23 protein-coding genes are annotated in these 19,400 nt (G+C 62.8%); 7 read left to right on the forward strand and 16 right to left on the reverse strand.

Annotation, left to right across the window (positions count from 1 at the left end; genetic code table 11):
* Nucleotides 1-51: 51 nt before the first annotated feature.
* Nucleotides 52-732 carry an amino acid ABC transporter permease gene (locus tag AC2ETI_RS02405; RefSeq protein WP_019748198.1) on the forward strand — a complete coding sequence of 227 codons (681 nt, stop codon included), beginning with the start codon at nucleotides 52-54 and terminating at the stop codon, nucleotides 730-732.
* Entirely contained in the window at nucleotides 729-1,625 is an 897-nt protein-coding gene (locus AC2ETI_RS02410) for an amino acid ABC transporter permease (protein ID WP_007735172.1), read from the forward strand. Before AC2ETI_RS02405 ends, AC2ETI_RS02410 begins: the two co-directional genes overlap by 4 nt.
* A gap of 115 nt (nucleotides 1,626-1,740) precedes the next feature.
* Here the strand turns inward: AC2ETI_RS02410 and recX are convergent, their stop codons facing one another.
* From recX to AC2ETI_RS02450, 8 genes are all read right to left on the reverse strand, one after another.
* Nucleotides 1,741-2,319, reverse strand: a complete 579-nt coding sequence (gene recX, locus AC2ETI_RS02415) for a recombination regulator RecX (RefSeq protein WP_099697704.1) — start codon at nucleotides 2,317-2,319, stop codon at nucleotides 1,741-1,743.
* An 8-nt stretch (nucleotides 2,320-2,327) separates the two neighbouring features.
* The gene (gene recA / locus AC2ETI_RS02420; RefSeq protein WP_007735170.1) at nucleotides 2,328-3,365 is read right to left on the reverse strand and encodes a recombinase RecA; all 1,038 of its coding nucleotides are present in this window, start codon (nucleotides 3,363-3,365) and stop codon (nucleotides 2,328-2,330) included.
* Between the two features lie 257 nt (nucleotides 3,366-3,622).
* Entirely contained in the window at nucleotides 3,623-3,817 is a 195-nt protein-coding gene (locus tag AC2ETI_RS02425; protein ID WP_483633513.1) for a DUF3046 domain-containing protein, read from the reverse strand.
* 52 nt (nucleotides 3,818-3,869) lie between these two features.
* Entirely contained in the window at nucleotides 3,870-5,033 is a 1,164-nt protein-coding gene (locus AC2ETI_RS02430) for a glycosyltransferase (protein ID WP_483633514.1), read from the reverse strand.
* Nucleotides 5,034-5,045: 12 nt separating this feature from the next.
* Nucleotides 5,046-6,596, reverse strand: coding sequence for a glycerol-3-phosphate dehydrogenase/oxidase (locus AC2ETI_RS02435; RefSeq protein WP_021333598.1), 1,551 nt, complete (start codon nucleotides 6,594-6,596; stop codon nucleotides 5,046-5,048).
* Nucleotides 6,597-6,598: 2 nt separating this feature from the next.
* Nucleotides 6,599-7,237 (reverse strand): TetR/AcrR family transcriptional regulator, encoded by a 639-nt coding sequence (locus AC2ETI_RS02440; RefSeq protein ID WP_019748192.1) that lies wholly within the window; start codon nucleotides 7,235-7,237, stop codon nucleotides 6,599-6,601.
* A 73-nt stretch (nucleotides 7,238-7,310) separates the two neighbouring features.
* On the reverse strand, nucleotides 7,311-8,024 hold the full coding sequence (locus tag AC2ETI_RS02445; RefSeq protein WP_195791221.1) for a PIG-L deacetylase family protein: 714 nt from the start codon (nucleotides 8,022-8,024) through the stop codon (nucleotides 7,311-7,313).
* Between the two features lie 17 nt (nucleotides 8,025-8,041).
* Nucleotides 8,042-8,230, reverse strand: a complete 189-nt coding sequence (locus tag AC2ETI_RS02450) for a hypothetical protein (protein ID WP_020907519.1) — start codon at nucleotides 8,228-8,230, stop codon at nucleotides 8,042-8,044.
* A 225-nt stretch (nucleotides 8,231-8,455) separates the two neighbouring features.
* Between AC2ETI_RS02450 and AC2ETI_RS02455 the strand changes: the two genes are divergently transcribed.
* Genes AC2ETI_RS02455 through AC2ETI_RS02465 form a run of 3 tightly spaced genes read left to right on the forward strand, consistent with a single transcriptional unit; the run spans nucleotide 8,456 to nucleotide 10,341 of the window.
* Entirely contained in the window at nucleotides 8,456-9,052 is a 597-nt protein-coding gene (locus tag AC2ETI_RS02455) for a biotin transporter BioY (protein WP_019748189.1), read from the forward strand.
* Nucleotides 9,053-9,058: 6 nt separating this feature from the next.
* A complete protein-coding gene (locus AC2ETI_RS02460; protein WP_070797201.1) occupies nucleotides 9,059-9,739 on the forward strand; it encodes an energy-coupling factor ABC transporter ATP-binding protein in 681 nt (226 codons plus the stop codon).
* Nucleotides 9,736-10,341, forward strand: coding sequence for an energy-coupling factor transporter transmembrane component T family protein (locus tag AC2ETI_RS02465; RefSeq protein WP_019748187.1), 606 nt, complete (start codon nucleotides 9,736-9,738; stop codon nucleotides 10,339-10,341). Before AC2ETI_RS02460 ends, AC2ETI_RS02465 begins: the two co-directional genes overlap by 4 nt.
* Before the next feature lie 38 nt (nucleotides 10,342-10,379).
* Here the strand turns inward: AC2ETI_RS02465 and pspM are convergent, their stop codons facing one another.
* The 5 genes from pspM to pgsA all read right to left on the reverse strand — a co-directional run bounded on the left by pspM (nucleotide 10,380) and on the right by pgsA (nucleotide 13,832).
* Nucleotides 10,380-11,225: a phage shock envelope stress response protein PspM gene (pspM, locus tag AC2ETI_RS02470; RefSeq protein WP_020907518.1), complete on the reverse strand. Its 846-nt coding sequence runs from the start codon at nucleotides 11,223-11,225 to the stop codon at nucleotides 10,380-10,382.
* A 31-nt stretch (nucleotides 11,226-11,256) separates the two neighbouring features.
* Nucleotides 11,257-12,069, reverse strand: a complete 813-nt coding sequence (pspA, locus tag AC2ETI_RS02475) for a phage shock protein PspA (RefSeq protein WP_003942098.1) — start codon at nucleotides 12,067-12,069, stop codon at nucleotides 11,257-11,259.
* 156 nt (nucleotides 12,070-12,225) lie between these two features.
* Nucleotides 12,226-12,606 (reverse strand): helix-turn-helix domain-containing protein, encoded by a 381-nt coding sequence (locus tag AC2ETI_RS02480; RefSeq protein WP_003942191.1) that lies wholly within the window; start codon nucleotides 12,604-12,606, stop codon nucleotides 12,226-12,228.
* Between the two features lie 90 nt (nucleotides 12,607-12,696).
* The gene (locus AC2ETI_RS02485; protein ID WP_019748185.1) at nucleotides 12,697-13,194 is read right to left on the reverse strand and encodes a CinA family protein; all 498 of its coding nucleotides are present in this window, start codon (nucleotides 13,192-13,194) and stop codon (nucleotides 12,697-12,699) included.
* Complete coding sequence (pgsA, locus tag AC2ETI_RS02490; RefSeq protein ID WP_003942125.1) at nucleotides 13,191-13,832, reverse strand: CDP-diacylglycerol--glycerol-3-phosphate 3-phosphatidyltransferase; 642 nt, start codon at nucleotides 13,830-13,832, stop codon at nucleotides 13,191-13,193. Before pgsA ends, AC2ETI_RS02485 begins: the two co-directional genes overlap by 4 nt.
* Nucleotides 13,833-13,952: 120 nt before the next feature.
* Between pgsA and AC2ETI_RS02495 the strand changes: the two genes are divergently transcribed.
* Nucleotides 13,953-14,477: an amino-acid N-acetyltransferase gene (locus AC2ETI_RS02495; protein WP_019748183.1), complete on the forward strand. Its 525-nt coding sequence runs from the start codon at nucleotides 13,953-13,955 to the stop codon at nucleotides 14,475-14,477.
* Nucleotides 14,478-14,536: 59 nt separating this feature from the next.
* Entirely contained in the window at nucleotides 14,537-14,821 is a 285-nt protein-coding gene (locus tag AC2ETI_RS02500) for a YciI family protein (RefSeq protein ID WP_020907517.1), read from the forward strand.
* A 10-nt stretch (nucleotides 14,822-14,831) separates the two neighbouring features.
* On the opposite strand, the gene AC2ETI_RS02505 is transcribed toward AC2ETI_RS02500, so the two are convergent.
* The 3 genes from AC2ETI_RS02505 to AC2ETI_RS02515 all read right to left on the reverse strand — a co-directional run bounded on the left by AC2ETI_RS02505 (nucleotide 14,832) and on the right by AC2ETI_RS02515 (nucleotide 19,377).
* Nucleotides 14,832-15,812 (reverse strand): TerC family protein, encoded by a 981-nt coding sequence (locus AC2ETI_RS02505; protein WP_019748181.1) that lies wholly within the window; start codon nucleotides 15,810-15,812, stop codon nucleotides 14,832-14,834.
* Between the two features lie 45 nt (nucleotides 15,813-15,857).
* Nucleotides 15,858-18,629: a DNA translocase FtsK gene (locus tag AC2ETI_RS02510; RefSeq protein ID WP_019748180.1), complete on the reverse strand. Its 2,772-nt coding sequence runs from the start codon at nucleotides 18,627-18,629 to the stop codon at nucleotides 15,858-15,860.
* A 124-nt stretch (nucleotides 18,630-18,753) separates the two neighbouring features.
* Nucleotides 18,754-19,377 (reverse strand): TIGR03085 family metal-binding protein, encoded by a 624-nt coding sequence (locus AC2ETI_RS02515; protein WP_003942175.1) that lies wholly within the window; start codon nucleotides 19,375-19,377, stop codon nucleotides 18,754-18,756.
* Between the last annotated feature and the right edge of the window lie 23 nt (nucleotides 19,378-19,400).

Genomic DNA, 19,400 nt, shown 5'->3' on the forward strand with positions numbered 1-19,400 from the left:
CGCAGCGCGTGACGCCACCAACGGAGATCCCGTGATCTGGGGAGACGGCAAGTGAACCTTCTGAGCAAGTACGGCGACCAGATTCTGGAAGCCTTCTGGACCACGATCCAGCTGACGTTCTTCTCCGCGATCGGCGCCGTCATCATCGGTGTCCTGATCGCGGCCATGCGCGTGTCACCGGTTCCGGTCGCCCGATTCCTGGGTACCGCGTACGTGACCGTGTTCCGCAACACCCCCCTGACACTGATTCTGCTGTTCTGTCTGTTCGGTCTGTCGCAGACGCTCGGAGTCAATCTCGCCAAGTCGGACTCACCGACGTTCTTGACAGACAACAACTTCCGACTCGCAGTACTCGGCCTCAGTGTCTATACCGCCGCGTTCGTGTGTGAGTCACTTCGATCGGGAATCAATACCGTTCCGGTCGGCCAGGCCGAAGCGGGCCGATCACTCGGTCTGTCGTTTGCACAAAATCTTCGGCTGATCGTCCTGCCTCAGGCATTTCGCGCGGTCACAGCACCGCTGGGTAGCGTGCTGATCGCACTGACCAAGAACTCGACCATCGCCGCGGTGATCGGCGTATCCGAAGCGTCAGCGCTGATGAAGAAGATGATCGAAAACGAAGCGGCGATCTTCGTCGTCGGTGGAATCTTCGCTGTCGGTTTCGTGATCCTGACACTTCCCATGGGCTTGATCTTCGGCAAGCTGAGCAAGCGATTCGAGGTTTCACGATGAGCAACCGCGCAACAGTCCTCTACGACGCGCCCGGCCCCAGAGCGCGAAATCTCTACCGATTCGCGTCCCTTGTCGTCGCTGCACTCATGGTCGCAATCGGTTACGTCATCTACCGCGCACTCGACGAAAAGGGCCAGCTGACAGCAGCGAAGTGGGATCCCTTCCTCGAATCCACGTCGTGGACAACGTATCTGATACCCGGCATCCGGGGAACGCTGATCGCGGCTGCGATGTCCATCGTCTTCGCGCTCATCCTCGGTTCTGCCCTGGGTATCGGCCGACTCTCCGAGCACAACATCATTCGGAAGATTTGCGGCGTCATCGTCGAATTGTTCCGAGCAGTACCGGTTCTGATTCTGATGATCTTCTCGTATCAGGTGTTCGCCGAATACGAGGTCTTCAAGTCCAAGTACCTCGCACTCGCGGCAGTCGTCGTGGGTCTGACTCTGTACAACGGGTCAGTGATCGCCGAGATCGTCCGTGCCGGAATCAACTCACTCCCACGAGGTCAAAGTGAGGCCGCCAAGGCACTGGGCATGCGCAAGACGCAGATCATGGTGACGATCCTGCTCCCCCAGGCGGTTACCGCCATGCTCCCGGCACTGATTTCACAGATGGTCGTGGCGTTGAAGGACTCCGCCCTCGGTTACCTGATCGGGTATGTCGAGCTGGTGCGTCAGGCCCAACAGCTCGGCACCTTCTACGGAAACTTCCTGCCGGCGCTCATCGTGGTCGCCGCGATTATGATCGCTCTCAACTCGGCTCTGACCTTCCTGGCAACCAAGGTGGAGAAGCGCCTGCGTTCCGGAAAGCGAAAGGGCAAGGGCCCCATCGCGGCTCCGTCCGCCGACCCAGCCGTTTCGGTTCCGGGCATGGACCTGACCAAGCCGTGAATCAGATGGAGCCGTGAGTCGAATCCGGCCGCGTTAGCGCGAATACACAACAGGGCGGGGGTACCACCGAATTTCGGTGGTACCCCCGCCCTGTTGTTCTGAATGCTGCACTTCGTTAGGAGTCGGTGACCGCCGCCATCTCGGCTTTGACCACCTCGTACGACATCCCAGCTGAATATCCCTTGCGTGCCAGCATCGAGACCAGTCGACGCGTGACCTTGTCACGATCATCGACGGGCTTGTTCTTCAGCTTCCGCCGAACCAGCTCCGCTGCTCGCTCGCGCTCATCTTCCGGATCGATCTGCGACAACGCTTCGGAAGCGACGTCCTGGTCGATTCCTTTGAGCCGCAACTCGACTGCAAGCGCACGCTTTCCCTTGCCCGAGTACGTATGCCGCGAATGAACCCATTGGTTCGCGAAGTCCGCGTCGTCGATCAACCCGATTTCCTGGAGTCGATCGAGGACCTTGGTAATGATCTCGGGTTCGAAGCCGCGTCCGCTCAGCTTGGTTTCCAGTTCGGAGCGGCTGCGCGCCCGGTCGGTCAGGAGGCGCAGGCAAGCATCTTTGGCCTGCGCCTCTGTCCCGCCTTCTGCGCGTTGCGACGGCTTCTCGGATCGTTGACGGGATCGACGCCGAGTAGCGCCGTACTCTTCACGAGCATTCTCGCCGTTGTCACCGTCGTCGAAGCTCATGACTGAACTCAGAAGTCGGCGGGAGCTTCGTCGGTTGCAGTGACGTCAGCACCGATACCGAGCTTTTCCTTGATCTTCTTCTCGATCTCGTCACGGATATCGGTGTTCTCCAGCAAGAACTTACGAGCATTTTCCTTGCCCTGACCCAACTGGTCACCTTCGTAGGTGTACCAGGAGCCGGACTTGCGGATGAACCCGTGCTCGACACCCATATCGATGAGCGAGCCTTCCTTGCTGATGCCCTGGCCGTAGAGAATATCGAACTCGGCCTGCTTGAACGGCGGCGCGACCTTGTTCTTGACGACCTTGACTCGAGTGCGGTTACCGACTGCGTCGGTACCGTCCTTGAGAGTTTCGATACGACGGATGTCGAGGCGGACCGAAGCGTAGAACTTCAGTGCCTTACCACCGGTGGTGGTTTCGGGAGAACCGAACATCACGCCGATCTTCTCGCGAAGCTGGTTGATGAAGATGACGGTGGTGCCCGAGTTGTTCATGGCACCGGTGATCTTGCGCAGTGCCTGGCTCATCAGTCGAGCCTGCAAACCGACGTGGCTGTCACCCATCTCGCCTTCGATCTCGGCGCGAGGAACAAGAGCGGCCACGGAGTCGATCACGACGATGTCGAGGGCGCCCGAACGGATCAGCATGTCGGTGATTTCGAGGGCCTGCTCACCCGTATCGGGCTGCGAGACCAGGAGTGCATCGGTGTCGACGCCCAGCTTGGCTGCATAGTCGGGATCGAGTGCGTGCTCCGCGTCGATGAACGCCGCGATGCCGCCGTTGGCCTGAGCATTGGCAACTGCGTGCAGTGCCACGGTGGTCTTACCCGAAGATTCCGGGCCGTAGATCTCGATGACGCGGCCACGCGGCAGTCCGCCGATACCCAGCGCGACGTCGAGCGCGATGGAACCGGTGGGAATGACGGCGATGGGCTGACGAACACCCTCGCCCAGGCGCATCACCGAACCCTTGCCGAAGTTCTTGTCGATCTGCGCCAACGCGAGGTCGAGTGCCTTGTCCCGATCAGGTGCCTGTGGTGCCATCGTGATCCCCATCCTTGTTTCAGTCTTCAGTGCCTGCCTGAGCAGACTCCGTCTCTTCAGCGCCTGCCTGAGCCGACCCTGTTGGTGTGTTGCGATCAGAGTAGATCCGGCCACCGACAGACTTTTCGATCTTGCTTTCGCGCTTGTCGATAACCGAAAGTTCGCAGTTACGAAAGGAGCGTCACCACCGAACAGCTTCAGCATAGACGAACACGTGTTCGAACAGAAGATGGGAGACGTTCGACACGCCGAAAAAATCAGCGGCGGGCGGGCGGTACGTCCAACTCCACACAGAGCGCACGCCACACTTCGCGAGGCTCCCAACCTGCTTCGACGGCCTCCGCAGCAGTCATTCCGTCGAGACTCTGGAGTACATGGTCGATCAGCATCGAGTCGCCTCGTACCTGCCCGAACTCTTCGCGCACCATTTCATGAAATTCGGTCAACCGCACAGCCGCCACCGTAGTCCACAGAGCGGTGCACCTGCATTCAGGCGCAACATGCTCACGCCGTCACACCGCCGTTGACCACCTGTCGGCACACCGCCACCGGATCGGTGACCTGCGACGCAGTCGCGGCAGCGGACATCGCAGCTTCCGCGAATCGTTTGTCGGAGAGCACCTGCAGTACGGCATCGCGAATCGAGCGGGCATCTGCGGGCCGCACGATCACCGACGTCCCTGCCCGCACAGCGCGATTGGCCAACTCCCACTGGTCCCCACCCCCGGGAACGACGACCGTCGGCACGCCGGCCAGCAAGGCCTTCGCCAACATGCCGTGCCCGCCGCCGCACACCAACACCGACGCGTCACGCAGCATCGCGTCCTGGCGTCCGAGACCTGCACGAACCCAATCGGGATGCTCGCCTTCGGCTCCGTCGAGCATCGACGCGATCAGTCGCACACCGGCGCCGCCGAGTCCTTCGACCGTGCCCTCGAACATTCCCACTGCGCCGGTGTGCGCCGTGGACGGCGCCACCATGACCAGCGGTTCGTCACCTGGCGGTGGGTCCAGAATCACCTCGGTCGGCTCCCAGAGAAGCGGGCCGACGACGTGAGCGTGCTCCGGCCAGTCGGGACGTGGCACTTCCAGTGCCGGAAGTGTTGCGATCAGGCGAGCATGCGGGCCTGGATCCAGGGCGGGTAGCCCGATGCCGACACGGGCCTGCGAGCGCTGCGCCAACCCTTGCTTGATCGAACGTCCTGTTGCGGCGCGCATCAGGGTGTCGCGAAGTCGACCACGAATTCCGATGCCGGGCGCGAGCCCACTACCGATCGGCGGTAACCCCCGCGACGGTGAGTACAGCGGGTGAGGCGAAAGTTCCACCCAGGGGATGCCGAGTCGTTCGGCGGCCAATCCGCCTCCGGCAGTGAGGATGTCGGAGACGACGAGATCCGGGGAGACGGATTTCAGGTCGGGAAGCAGTTCGGTGGAAATATAGGCGGCGCGCGAATGAATCCGAGCGCCTGCATCAAGATCGTCGTCTCCCGGCCGCGGGGCCAAGCCCTTGAGAGGCTCGGCTTCCACGCCGGCCGCTCGCGCTGCCTCGACCCACCGGGTCCCCGTGTACAGAATCGGGTCGTCGCCGGCCTGGATCAACGCCAGCGACAACGCTATTGCGGGAAAAGCATGACCCGGGTCCGGCCCGGCAACAACGGCTACACGCACCGGATCAGAGTGTCACACCGAGTGAAAGGCCTGTTCCGCCGCACCCAGTGCGCGTTCGCGATCCGAAGCCACCAATCCGATTCTCGTCCTGCGATCAAGGACATCGTCGACGTCGAGTGCGCCTTCATGCGATACCGCGAAATCGAACTCGGCGCCGCAGATCTCCAAGTCCGCAACCGATCGGAGTCGATCGCTGCTCGCCGCGGCCACGACCTCGGCCTCTGTGCCGTATCGCGCCACCAACGACGCCGGTGCCTTGATCTTTTTCAATTCCACCGGTGATGCAGCGCCTACCAGCGGCAACGCGCGTGTCCGACACGCCCCGGCGCTCAGCGATCCGACCTCGACCGCGGCGTCGACGGCGTCTTCGGCCATCTTGCGGTACGTCGTGAGTTTTCCGCCCACCACCGTGACCAAGCCCGAGTCCGAACGGACTACAGCGTGATTGCGCGAGAGGTCGGCCGTCGAGCCTTCACCGGTGTCCAGCAGCGGACGCAGACCCGCGAAGGTCCCCAAGACGTCCTCACGGGTCAGCGGAACTTCCAACGCCGTGTTCACGGTGTCGAGCAGGAAGTCGATCTCGTCCTCGGACGCCGTCGGTACGTCGGGCACCGGTCCCGGCGCTGCTTCGTCGGTCAACCCGAGGTAGATCCGGCCGAGCTGCGCGGGCAGCGCGAAGACGAAACGGTTGGTCTCGCCGGGAATCGGCACGGTCAGTGCTGCCGTGGGGTTCCCCAATCGCTCTGCATCGAGCACCAGGTGCGTCCCGCGGCTGGGGCGCAGGGTGATGCTGGAGTCGACCTGATCAGCCCAGACACCGGTCGCATTGACCACGACGCGGGCACGCATCAAGAACTCGGACCCGGTCAACTCGTCGCGCAAGGTGGCCGACGTTCCGGATACGTCGTATGCACCGACGCGGGTCAGGATTCGCGCGCCGTAGGACGCTGCGGTTCGGGCGATGCCGACGACGAGCCGGGCGTCGTCGATGAGCTGCCCGTCGAACGCGGTCAAGGCGCCGCGTAAGTTCTCCTGCTTGACCGCGGGAGCCAATTCGCGCGCCCGCGCAGCGCTGACCGTCCGTGATCTGGGTAAAACCGAAGCCGGGGTTCGCGCCGACATGCGCAGAGCGTCACCGGCCAGGAAACCGGTACGCACCAGGGCCTTCCCGAAGAACGACGTTTCGGGCAACAGCGGTACGAGTTGAGGCATGGCGCGAACGAGGTGCGGCGCGGTGCGCGTCATGAGAATGCCGCGCTCGACCGCACTTTCACGCGCTATACCGACATTGCCGGAAGCCAGGTACCGAAGGCCGCCGTGTGCCAGTTTCGAACTCCAGCGGCTGGTGCCGAACGCGAGGTCGTGCTTTTCGACCAGCGCAACACTGAGCCCACGAGTCACGGCGTCGAGAGCGACACCGACACCGGTGATTCCGCCGCCGATGACCAGGACGTCAACCGAATCGCCGTTCGCCAACTGCTCGAGCTCACGAGTACGCCGCTGTGCATTGAGAGCTGAATCGCCGCCTGCTGAATCACTGCCTGCTGAATCTCGAGGGTCCACAGCTATTCTCCCGAATTCTTTGCAGGTGCCAGATACGCAGCGACCGCATGTCTGAGTTGCTCGACCGACGCGTCGGCGGAAAGTTCCGGCTCGAGAGTCGGTGCGGAGATGACGACGGACTGAGCCATCAGTAGAACCATCGCCGCAATCTCGTTGACGCTTCCCTCGCGAATCGAACCGTCTTGTTGACCGGCAGCGACGACGGAAGTGATCAGTTCGAGAATCGACTTCTGGCTCGCGCCGAGTCGGTCCACGATGTAGGTGGTGAGCAACTCTTGATCAGCGTGCCGAATCTTCACGAAGAGCGGATGGTCGCGAATCTGGCCGACGACGTCCCCGATCGCTTCCACGAGCAATGTGGCCGCAGACCCGGTGAAGGTCACCTCGGGCAGCACCGATCGAATCTCCCGGGTGAGCAGATCCGCGACGACGGCTCGCGTGTCCGGCCATCGCCGGTAGACGGTCGGCCGGCTCACACCGGCGCGACGCGAGATCTCCGCCAGTGTGGTTCGCTGCATTCCGAAATCGAGGACACACGACCTTGCTGCGTCGAGAATCACGTCGTCGATCTCGCGGCTGGGGATGCGCTGACCGTCTGCCTTGCGAGGGACAATTGGGCCATCTGCGTTACGGATTACCATCGTGTGTAACACAATACCGGACAAGTCACCGGTAATCCCGTCGGGACTTGCGAGTTCTCTCGCTCAGAGATCATCAGAAATAGTACAACTCGAAACCAACTGCGCGCTCGGCGTCGAATCCAGGCTTCGGTCCGCTGACCATGTCGATCTGTGCGCGCGCCTGTTCCCGGATCGGCGTGGAACTCAACGCCGCCAGATATCGCGCATGTTCCGCGAGTGAATCCACGGCGCGATCGACCGTCGACGTCACGTCGACGCAGTGTGTAGGAGTCATCGTGTTGACCGCAACCCACCGAACGCCGGACCACGGCGCCAGTCCCTGCGCCGTCAATGACGGAAAGATCCATTCGTTCGCCGCATCAGCGGTCGCGTCCAGGACGCTGATCCCGAGCGCTCGGTGATCCGCGCTGTTGAGGTAGCCAGGTCCCCAGGTATGGGAGAAGTTCATCGTCACCACCAATTCCGGGCGGTGACGACGAACTGCTGCGGCGAGAGTCGAGCGCAACTCCAAGCCTTCCACGAGACGACCGTCGGGCAGGCCGAGGAACTCCACCTCACTGACACCGACGATCGCGGCCGAGCGACGCTCTTCTTCCTCGCGGACCGGGCCGGACTCCTCGGGCGACAGACCGGCGATTCCGGCCTCGCCGCGCGTGGCCAGGACATATCGCACGTCTTTGCCGCGATCGGTCCACTGCGCCACTGCTGCGGCTGCGCCGTATTCGATGTCATCGGGATGCGCCACGATGACAATCGCGCGCTGCCAGTCCTCGGGGAAGTTTTCCATAGGGCAGATCTTGCCCGTCAGAACCGCGAAGCGGGCGAATTGTCGTCACTTCCCGACATCGCCTTCACCAGGAAATAGATTCCGAAGCCGACGGCGCCGACAACCAAAACCCAGAAAAGCCCCTTGATCAGGGCACCGACCACCGCGAGTGCGACCCACACCAGGACGACGGCCAAAACGATCTTCCAAAACATGCTTACCTCCAACGTGCCGTTGAATAATCAGTCGAATCGGACAGGTGCTGCGTCGTCCGTAGAACCAGCCTGACAGGTCTGGCGTGACAAAGCAGCAGCTCAGCGGCAAGTTCAGGTAAAGATCAGGGTTCACCCCGAGACCGGCCCTCACGCAGGTCAGGTGTCCAACCCATCGGAGCTTGCTCCTGGCGTAAACTCGCGAAGTTCGATCCCGTATGCCGAAGGAGCACGTCCGCAGTGTCTACGACCCGTTTCCCCGCTCGCGATCTCGCGCATGTAGCCGTCTTCGCCGCACTCATCATCGCGCTGGGCCTCCCCGGGTCGATCAACATCGGCATCTCCGGTGTACCGATCACACTTCAGTCCATGGGCGTCATGATGGCCGGCGCTCTACTCGGACCGCGCAAGGGTGTTCTCGCCGTCCTGACGGTCATTGCCCTGGGATTGGTCGGACTACCGGTCCTTGCCGGCGGTCGCACCGCACTCGTGTCTCTCTCGAGCCCGACAGCCGGATTCCTCATCGGTTGGATCCCGACGGCGTTTGTCATCGGATGGCTGACTGCCAAGATGCTGCCCAAGTACCGGATCATCGCGGGCATCGGCATCAACCTTCTCGGCGGCGTGGTCATTCTCTACGCGTTCGGCATCGTCGGAATGATGGTCCGCGGACACATGAGCTTCGTTGCCGCATGGTCGGCCAACGCCGCCTTCATTCCTCTCGACGCCGCAAAAGCGGTCGTCACCGCGTTGGTCGCGTCCCAGGTTCATCGGGCATACCCAGCACTACTGCGCGACTCGGTGATCTCGTCGAACAAGACCGTGGTGGCGAATTAATCTCCGATGAGTGAGATCGTCTTCGAGAACGTCGGACACAGCTTCGGTGAACGAACGGTCCTGCAGCAGATAAATCTGCGACTGAGCGAGCAGCGAATCGGAATCGTGGGTGCGAACGGAAGCGGAAAGTCGACCCTCGCTCGCATGATCAACGGACTGGTCGTTCCAACGGAAGGACGCGTCCACGTCAACGGCTTGGACACGGCGAAGAAGGGCCGCGACGTACGCAAGCAGGTCGGATTCGTCTTCACCGATCCCAACCACCAGATCGTGATGCCGACGGTTGCCGAGGACATCGAATTCTCGCTCCGCCGTAGCGGATTGGGCAAAGCCGAGCGCGCCGCAAAGGTGGCCTCGGTGCTCGAACGCTACGGCCTCGCCGGGCACGCCGACCATCCCACCCACCAGCTTTCCGGCGGGCAGAAACAGCTCCTCGCGCTCGCGGCCATCATGGTGACGGAACCGAACGTACTCGTCGCCGACGAACCCACCACGCTCCTCGACCTTCGCAACTCTCGGCTGATCAGTTCGGTATTCGAGTCACTCGATCAGCAACTTATCGTCGTGACCCACCAACTCGATCTCCTCGAATCCTTCGAACGGGTGTTGGTCGTCGACCAAGGCCGCGTCGTCGCTGACGGCTCCCCCGCCGACTCCATCGATCACTACCGGTCGTTGGTCTCGTGACCACTCTCGGCGTCTACCGACCGGGCTGCTCACTCCTGCACCGGATGCCGACGGGGATCAAGCTCTTCGCCTTGGTCGTGGCCATCCTCGCCGTCTCGATCTTCGTGCGTGAGCCGTGGCAACTGGCAGCTCCCACGATCGTCGTTGTGGCCCTGTACGCGATTGCGCGCATTCCTCCGATGACTGCAATCCGGCAGCTGCGTCCAGCGCTGTGGATGTTGCTCTTCATCGGGGCGTTCCAGCTGGTAGTCGCGGGATGGCAGCGAGCGGCCGTCGTTTGCGGGGTTCTGATCATTTCGATCGCCTTCGCGGCGATCATGGGTCTGACCACACGGATCTCCGAGATGCTCGACGCGATCACCAGATTCCTGACACCCTTGCGACGCTTCGGCGTCAATCCCGAACGGATCGCCTTGCTCCTCGCAATGACGATCCGGTGTATCCCGCTGATGTTCGAGGTCATCACACAGGTGTCCGAGGCACGCAAGGCGCGAGGGCTCGGATTCTCGCTGCGATCCTTCGCAGTGCCGGTCATCGTCGGCACCCTGATGACCGCGGACGCAATGGGCGAAGCATTGGCGGCCCGCGGCGCCGACGACTGAGATGTCGAACAGGGAGCATTGATCGGTGCGAGGGCCGATCAGTTGTACTTGCGGGTGATGTCGTCCACCTCGCCGATGGCGTCGGCAAGCGCCGAGAGCCGCTCGGCGGCCGCGTGCAGCGCCGAAAGCTCTCGGTTGAATCCCACGAGCGCCGACGGGCTGTGAGGCGCTGTCAGAGCAGCTGCAGAGGTCACCAGATCCTCGTACTGATCCAACCCCGACTGCAACTCACGGACTGCGCCGTCGATGGTGGGATCAAGAGGTTCGGTTACCTTCGGCGTCGCGGCCACGGCGCGTTCCATCGCGACGACATCCGAAGACACCGCGAACATCGCTCTCAATGCCGAATCGGCGGTAACAGTGATTTCGTCCAACTCACCGGGGTCGATGGTGTCGGCGCGTCTGAGCACACTCAAGATCTCGAACAGCGAAGTCTCGGCGCCGATGAGGCGCGACATCGGGATGAACGCGCGAGACGACGACGGTGGCAACCGCCGGCGAATCGGCGCTGACGGCGGTGGGCCGGAACTCATCGAACGGTAGCGGCCGACCGCGATCACGGCGGGAACCGCGAACAGTGCCGCTCCCCCGCCTGCCACGACCACCGACCACTCTGGAGCCGACGCGACGGCGAGGCCGGCCGTGCCGACCACGGATCCCCCGGACATGAAACCCCAACGCTGAGCGCGTCGGCGCGCACGGGCACGCTTGCGCTCGAACTTGGCCCGCGGGTCCTGCCACCGCCGAGCGGCATCCGCCGCCGAAAGCCCGACCTCGCGCAATGTATCCGCGGTGCGTCCCAAGGCTCCGAAAGCGCCGGATACGGAAACGGGAACGGCCGACCGGGGCTCACGCCCAGATCGACCGTCTCGTGAAGAAAACATCAGAGCATCACTGCCGACATCGAGGATTCGGCTACTGCCCGGTCTGACCGGCAGCCGGGGGCTGCTTCTCGACGGACGGAGTCGCGGGAGTGGCTGCTGCGCCGCCGGACGGCAGCGCCTCGCCCTTCATGGATGCACGAATCTGCTCGAGGCGACTGTGCCCTGCCATCTGGACCGAGGCCTGCTGGACCTCCATCATGCGGCCCTGAACGGAGTTCTGGGCGAGCTCGGCAGAGCCGAGTGCGTCAGCGTAGCGACGTTCGATCTTGTCGCGAACAGCATCGAGGCTGGGTGTGTTGCCCGGAGCCGACAGCGTGCTGTCCATGGAACGAAGGGACTCGCTCACGCGCTCCTGCATCTTGGCCTGCTCGAGCTGGCTGAGCAGCTTGGTGCGCTCGGCAACCTTTGCCTGCAGAGTCATCGCGTTCTGCTCGACGGCCTTCTTGGCCTGAGCGGCTGCCTGCAAGGACTGGTCGTGCAGTGCCTTCAGATCCTCGACGCCCTGCTCGGCCGTCACCAACTGGGCCGCAAAAGCTTCTGCAGCGTTGGTGTACTGAATCGCCTTGTCGTTGTCGCCGGCAGCAGCGGCCTGATCGGCGAGGTTGACTGCCTGGCGCGCGTTGGCGTTGAGCTTTTCGACCTCGTCGAGTTGACGGCTGAGCTTCATCTCGAGTTGACGCTGATTACCGATCACCGACGCAGCCTGCTGGGACAACGCCTGATGCTGGCGCTGTGCGTCCTCGATCGCCTGCTGAATCTGAACCTTTGGATCTGCCTTCTCATCGATCTTCGAATTGAAGAGCGCCATCAGGTACTTCCAGCCCTTGACGAAAGGATTAGCCATTGGTTTGATCCTGCCTCCATCTGATGCGCCGCGCCGAACGCGACCCGGAGCGCGACCGTCGCGCACCGAAACAAGGGCTGCGCCCTATCTGCTCTGACCCCACCTGCTGGAAACCGGCGGTTACGTACAAAATCTATCGGTTACGGCCGGTAGTGGCTACGCCGCCGCCAACCTTCGAGCGTTCGGTGCCGGAATCACGACGCGGGTGTCGCGTGCGATAGTCGGCGAACCGGAAGCCGAGACAGAGCCGGAAGCCGACACGGCAGGTTCGGCAACCTGCCGACCAGCTACCGGAGCGCTCTTCTTCGTGGCCAGGGTCTCGCTCACGTCGACCAGCACGTCGGACAGTGGGACTGCGAGCGCATCACAGATCGCCGCCAACAATTCGCTCGATGCTTCCTTACGTCCACGTTCCACTTCGGACAGATAGCCCAAGCTCACACGCGCGCTGTTCGAGACCTCACGTAGCGTGCGGCTCTGCGAAACGCGCGTACGCCGGAGACTGTCACCGATTGCCTCACGCAATAGCAGCGCCATCTCGCTCCTCCTTCATCCGTGACCTCATCGTGCATGGTCGTACGTCTTCACAATCGTCAACGTCCGAACACATCCGATTGGTTCCCGAGCCTATCGTGCCGCACGCTCTACGACACGATCACGCAACCGCGACACGGCAGTCGCGACCGCGGTTGTCCGAATCTCCCACCGTTCGCCGCCGAGCGCGAGCGGTTCGCATTCGGTTCCGTCAGGGCCGGCGATACCGAGAAACACTGTTCCGACCGGGTGTCCGTCCTGCTCACTCGGACCGGCGACTCCGGTCAGACCGATACCCCAGTCCGCACCGCACTTCGTCCGGGCACCGAGCGCCAATGCCACCGCCGTGCTCTCGGACACGGGGCCGTCCGTTGCCAGGCGGCCTGGATCCACACCAGCCAGTGTTGCTTTCAGGTCGGTCGCGTACACGACCAGACCCCCACGCAGCACCGCGCTCGACCCCGGCACCGACGCGACTGCAGCCGTGAATAACCCTGCTGTCAGAGATTCGGCGGCGGCGACAGTCTGCTTCGCGGCGCCGAGGGCCTCGACAAGTTCGACCACTCCGAGTCCGAGCAGCGGGTCGGTCATGACTCGACTGCGCGAACTCCGGCGCGAAGCCTGATCGCCTGCACGATGTATTCGATTCCCGTCGCCACCGTCAGCACGACGGCAGCAGCCATCAGCAGCCCGCTGACGATGTCCCAACTGCTCGGCAGCGGGCAGAGGTAGAACCCGATCGCAACGGCCTGCACGAGGGTCTTGAGCTTGCCACCCTTGCCCGCCGGGATGACCGCGTGCCGCAGAACCGCGAACCGCAGCAGCGTGATTCCGAGTTCCCTGGCGATGATCACTCCGGTCACCCACCACGACAAGTCACCCAGAACCGAGAGACCGATCAGCGCGGCTCCGATCAGCGCCTTGTCCGCGATCGGGTCCATGAGTTTGCCGAAATCGGTGACCAGACCGTACTTCCGAGCCAATTGGCCGTCGATCCGATCCGTGATCGCGGCGACGATGAACACGCCCATCGCCCCGAGACGCCACCACGTCGAGTGTCCGCCGTCGACGAACAGAACAACGAGAAACACCGGAACGAGAACCATCCGGACCATCGTGAGAATGTTCGCGATGTTCAGCAACGGAACCGGGTTGTCCGCGACAGGTGTGCCGTCGGACGGGCCGACGGCGGCGCGATGGGCGTCGGTCTGATCGCGCGGGGTACTCATCGGATCACCGCACAGGCGGTGAGCCGAACCCGGGATACAGCCGAGCGGCGCGGGAATTGCGTGGGGCGGACAGGCACGCGACTTAGAATATCGGTAGGGCCATTGACTAATGTGCACCACATGACTTCGACCGCGCCGACCTATACCGAGAGCCAGTTGATCGTGCGTCGCGCGCGAACGTCGGACATCCCCGAAATCAAGCGTCTGATCGACATCTACGCCGGCAAGATCCTCCTCGAGAAGAATCTCGTGACGCTGTACGAGGCAGTCCAGGAGTTCTGGGTCGCCGAGCGGGGTGACCAGGTAATCGCTTGCGGCGCACTGCATGTGCTGTGGGCGGACCTGGGTGAGATCCGCACCGTCGCAGTCGATCCGACTGCGAAAGGGCAGGGCGCAGGTTTCCACGTCGTCGACAAACTCATCGAGGTCGCCAAGGAATTGGAGTTGGAACGGTTGTTCGTTTTGACGTTCGAGACCGAGTTCTTCCACCGTCACGGATTCGCGGAGATCGACGGCACTCCCGTCACCGCCGAGGTCTATGCGGAAATGTGTCGGTCCTACGACGCCGGCGTCGCCGAGTTCCTCGATCTGAGCTATGTGAAACCCAACACACTCGGCAATACTCGCATGCTCCTGACTCTCTGAACCGTTCAGACTCTTCAAACACACCCGTCTCGATCACCAGCCTCCGAAAGCGGTTCACGATGTCGTTGTTCCTGGTCGAATACACCTACGCACCCGAGAAGAACCCTCAGCGCGACGAAGTCCGCAGCGATCACCGCGCCTGGCTCGCGGATCTGGTTTCCCGCTCGATCGTTCTGTCATCTGGCCCGTTTGCAGATGGAAACGGCGCGCTGATCATCGTCGATGCCGCTGACGCCGACACCGTTTCACTCCTCTTCACCCACGATCCGTTCGCGATCGCCGATTTGATCGAGAAGGTCCGGATCACCGAGTGGGTTCCGGTGTTGGGTCAGTTCAGCGCCTGAGAGCGTCGACCTACTCCCCGGCCCGGTCGCGAGTCTTCAACAGGCTCGCGACCGTCGTCACCGCCAATACTCCGATGATCACTCCGAGTGAGAGTGCCGTGGAGATCTCCGGCACGGAGACGTGTTCACCTCCGTTGACGAACGAGAGGGTGTTCTCGTGCAACGCGTGAAGTACCAGTTTCACACCGATGAACGCCAAGATTATCGAGAGCCCGTACGAGAGATAGACCAGCCGTTCGAGCAACCCACCGATCAGGAAGTACAGCTGCCGTAGGCCCATCAGCGCGAAGGCGTTGGCGGTGAAGACCAGATACGGTTCCTGGGTCAGACCGTAGATCGCCGGAATCGAATCGAGCGCGAAGAGCACGTCGGCAAAGCCGATTGCGATGAGCGCCAACAACAACGGAGTCACGACGCGCTTGCCGTCGATCCGGGTGATCAACTTGTCGCCGTCGTATTCCTCGGTAGTCGGCAGCACCCGTTTCACGAGCGAGATGATGCGACTGTCGCGCTTCTCCTCGGCTTCCTTCTCATGCCCGTGATCGCGGATCAGGGTGTACGCGGTGTAGATCAGGAACGCACCGAAGAGGTAGAACACCCAACTGTATGCGTTGATGGCGGCGGCACCGACACCGATGAAGATTCCGCGCATCACCAACGCGAGGACGATGCCGATCAGCAATACCTTCTGCTGGAACTCTCGTGGTACCGCGAAGGTCGACATGATGATCACGAAGACGAACAGATTGTCGACCGAGAGCGCCTTTTCCGTGACATAGCCGGCGAAGTACTCACCGCCGTACGTGGTGCCCCAGATCCACATCACGACGAGGCCGAAGACGATGGCGATCGAGATGTAGACCGTCGACCAGAACGCGGACTCCCGGAAGGTCGGCGCATGCGGCGTGCGGACGTGGGCGAAGAAGTCGAAGACGAACAGGCCGAGGATCACCACGATCGTGATTCCCCAAGCCAACGGCGTCACATGCACGGGTTCCTCCGGTCGTCTGTCGACGGCTTGTCCGCCGAGGTGTCCCTACTCGTCTGCGGGTGCCTCATCCGGGTCGCCGCCGCGAATCGACCACAGCAGACCGTCGAGTTCCTCAGGCTTCATGAGTACCTCGCGGGCCTTCGAGCCCTCGCTGGGTCCGACGACGCCACGATTTTCCATGAGGTCCATCAGTCGGCCGGCCTTGGCGAACCCGACTCGCAGCTTGCGCTGAAGCATCGACGTCGAACCGAACTGGCTGGTGATCACCAATTCCACGGCCTGCAAGAGGACATCCATGTCGTCGCCGATGTCGGGGTCGACGTCCTTCTTCTCCCCGGCCTTCTGCGCGGTGACACCTTCGGTGTACTCGGGCTCCGCCTGGTTCTTCGCGAAGTCGACGACCGCCGAGATTTCTTCGTCGGTGATGAACGCGCCCTGCATACGGGTCGGCTTACCCGCACCCATGGGCAGGAAGAGGCCGTCACCCATACCGATGAGCTTCTCGGCGCCTGGCTGATCGAGGATGACTCGCGAGTCCGTCAGTGAAGACGTCGCGAACGCCAGACGAGACGGCACGTTGGTCTTGATCAGGCCGGTGACGACGTCGACGGACGGGCGCTGCGTTGCCAGCACCAGGTGGATACCGGCAGCACGGGCTTTCTGCGTGATGCGGACGATCGCTTCTTCGACGTCGCGGGGAGCGGTCATCATGAGGTCGGCCAGCTCGTCCACAATTGCCAGGATGTACGGGTACGGACGGTAGACGCGCTCGCTGCCCAGCGGGGCGGTGATTTCGCCGGACTTGACCTTGGAGTTGAAGTCGTCGATATGACGCACCCGGTTGGCCTGCATGTCCTGGTAACGCTGTTCCATCTCCTCGACCAACCAGGCCAGCGCTGCCGCGGCCTTCTTCGGCTGAGTGATGATCGGCGTGATCAGGTGCGGAATACCTTCGTACGGCGTGAGCTCGACCATCTTCGGGTCGATGAGGATCATCCGTACTTCTTCCGGCGTTGCTCGGGTGAGCAACGAGACGAGCATCGAGTTCACGAAGCTCGACTTACCCGAGCCGGTCGAACCTGCCACCAGAAGGTGGGGCATCTTCGCGAGGTTGGCACTGACGAAGTCACCTTCGATGTCCTTGCCCAGACCGATCACCAGTGGATGGTGATCGCGTCGGGTGCTCGGCGCGTTCAGCACGTCGGCGAGGCGAACCATTTCGCGGTCGGAGTTCGGTACCTCGATGCCCACGGCGGACTTACCCGGAATGGGGGCCAGGAGACGGACGTTGTCGGTAGCCACTGCATAGGCGATGTTGCGGGCGAGCGCGGTGATCTTCTCGACCTTCACGCCTGGGCCGAGTTCGACCTCGTACCGCGTCACTGTCGGGCCTCGGGTGAATCCGGTAACGGCGGCGTCGATCTTGAACTGTTCGAGGACCTCGCTGATCGCTTCGATCATCGCGTCGTTCGCAGAACTGCGGAGCTTGGGCGGGTCCCCTTCGATCAGCAACGTCGTCGGAGGGAGGTTGTAGTCGCCGTCGGTGACCCGATCGGTGACGAAGTGTTCCTTCTCCTCCGGCTCCGGTTCGGGTTTCGGCACAGGCTTGGCGATAGGGACGGAACGGGCCGGCACCTTGGGTCGCGGCGCCGGAGTCTCCACGACGGGCGCGGCAGCAGCCACGACGGGCTCGTCGGGTACTGCGGTGTCGTCGGCGTTCCACAGACCGAGTACTTCGGTCTTCTTGTCGCCGGATTCGAACTCGTCCGTCGGGTAGTTGTCGATCGGTGCGCGTCGGCTGGTCCGCTTGGCGGGCTTGAGCGGTGGCTCGGCGTAGGTGTCGACCGGGTAGCCGTCGGCGTCGAACAGTGAAGGATCGTAAGCAGATTCGCCGTAGTGGTGCTCGCCGTCCTCGTCGAATTCGGATCCGTAGTCGCCGTATTCGTCCGAGCGATACGAGGCACCGAAGAAGGACTGGAACTTGCTCGGCACCTCACGCAGCGTGGTTCCGGTCAGAAGGAGGATTCCGAATCCGGCGGCGATGACCAGCAGCGGCGCAGACAGCCAGACGGTGAGCCCGTTGGTGAGCGGGCCGCCCACGACGTACCCGACGAACCCTGCTCCGTTGGAGCGACCGGTGGAGTCTGTCGGTGAACCCGAGATGATGTGCCAGAGGCCGAGCGCCGGCAGACCGACCAGCAACGATCCCATGATCAGTCGGGGGCGGATCTCAGGTTTCGGTTCTGTGCGCATCAACAGGATCGCGAGGCCGACGCCGACGATGGGGAGCACGGCCGAGGCCGCGCCGAAGATAGCGCGCACAAGGGTGTCGATGCCGCCGCCGATCGGACCACCGGCTTTGAACCAGACGCCGCCGGCGATGACGACGCTGAATGCGATCAGGCCGAGCGCTATTCCGTCGCGGCGGTGGCCGGCTTCGATCTCGCCGACCTTACTGACGGTGCGTGTGGTGGCGCCGACGCCGCGGGCAGCCAGGGACCACCCGGCTCCGATTCCCTTGCCGACAGCCGCCAACGGGCTGGCCCGCTGAGACGTTTTCGATACCGGGCGGCGCGCGGCCGACGACGTACCGGAGGCCTTCTTGGGCGCTGGCTTGGAGCCTTTGCCCGAGGCCGGGCGCCCACCAGCCCTGGCCGAAGTCGTGACGTTCCGAGGAGTCGACACGGTCCGTGTGGTGCGCGAGGTGCGAGGTTTTGCGGTCGTGCGCGCACTCGGAGTGGAGGCTGACGACCTGGTCGATGCCCTGGACGTGGACGTGCTTGTACTGGATCCCCGGGCGCTCGACTTACCTGCCATGGAGTTCAGGCTAGTCTGTGCGACCCCATCTGGACCATCCGCAACACCAGCAACACTGGTCGCGAGTGCGAAACGTGATCTTCGCAACCCGTCGTTCGAGCGCCACTCAGGTAGAAAAAGGCAATCAGAAACTGCGATCGAGCGCCATCACGGATTGGACGTCGGCCAGTTCACCTTTGGCTTCGATCTTCACTTCGTTGCGACCGAATGCGTGCAGCAGCAACTCGGCGGGTTCGCCCTGCAAGACAACACTGCGAGAGCCGGATTTATGGACGACCGCACTCTCGCCGGAGGGAAGTTCGAAAATTACCTCGACAGCGGCCTTGCGGTAGCCCATCTTGCCGATCTGGCGTGCGTACTTCCACAGCTGAGCCTGCCGACCCTCCGACAACGGACGCGGCGCCCAGTTCAGATGTGCGCGGCGTACGTCTTCGTGGTGAACGAACATCTCGGTGGTGTTGACCTGCGCGTCGAGCCAGTACATCGGCGACCATCGCGGCGGCCCGCTCCGAACGTCGTCGAGGATCTCCTCCCACGGACGCGCCGCTGCGGCCTTTCGCACGCTCTCGGTGTGACCGGCAAGAGGGCTCAACATGATTCCGGGAGCGGCGTCGAGACGCCGCTCCCGGACAATCAGATGTGCTGCCAGGTCACGATTGGTCCACTCCCCACACAGTGTCGGAGCATCGGGGCCGAACTCGACCATGCTGTCCACCAGGGCGAGTCGTTCGTCATGAGCGAAGGTCACCTTCGCCAAAGTACTCGAACCGG

It is taken from the genome of Rhodococcus sp. MurmanLake-1, assembly GCF_056945715.1.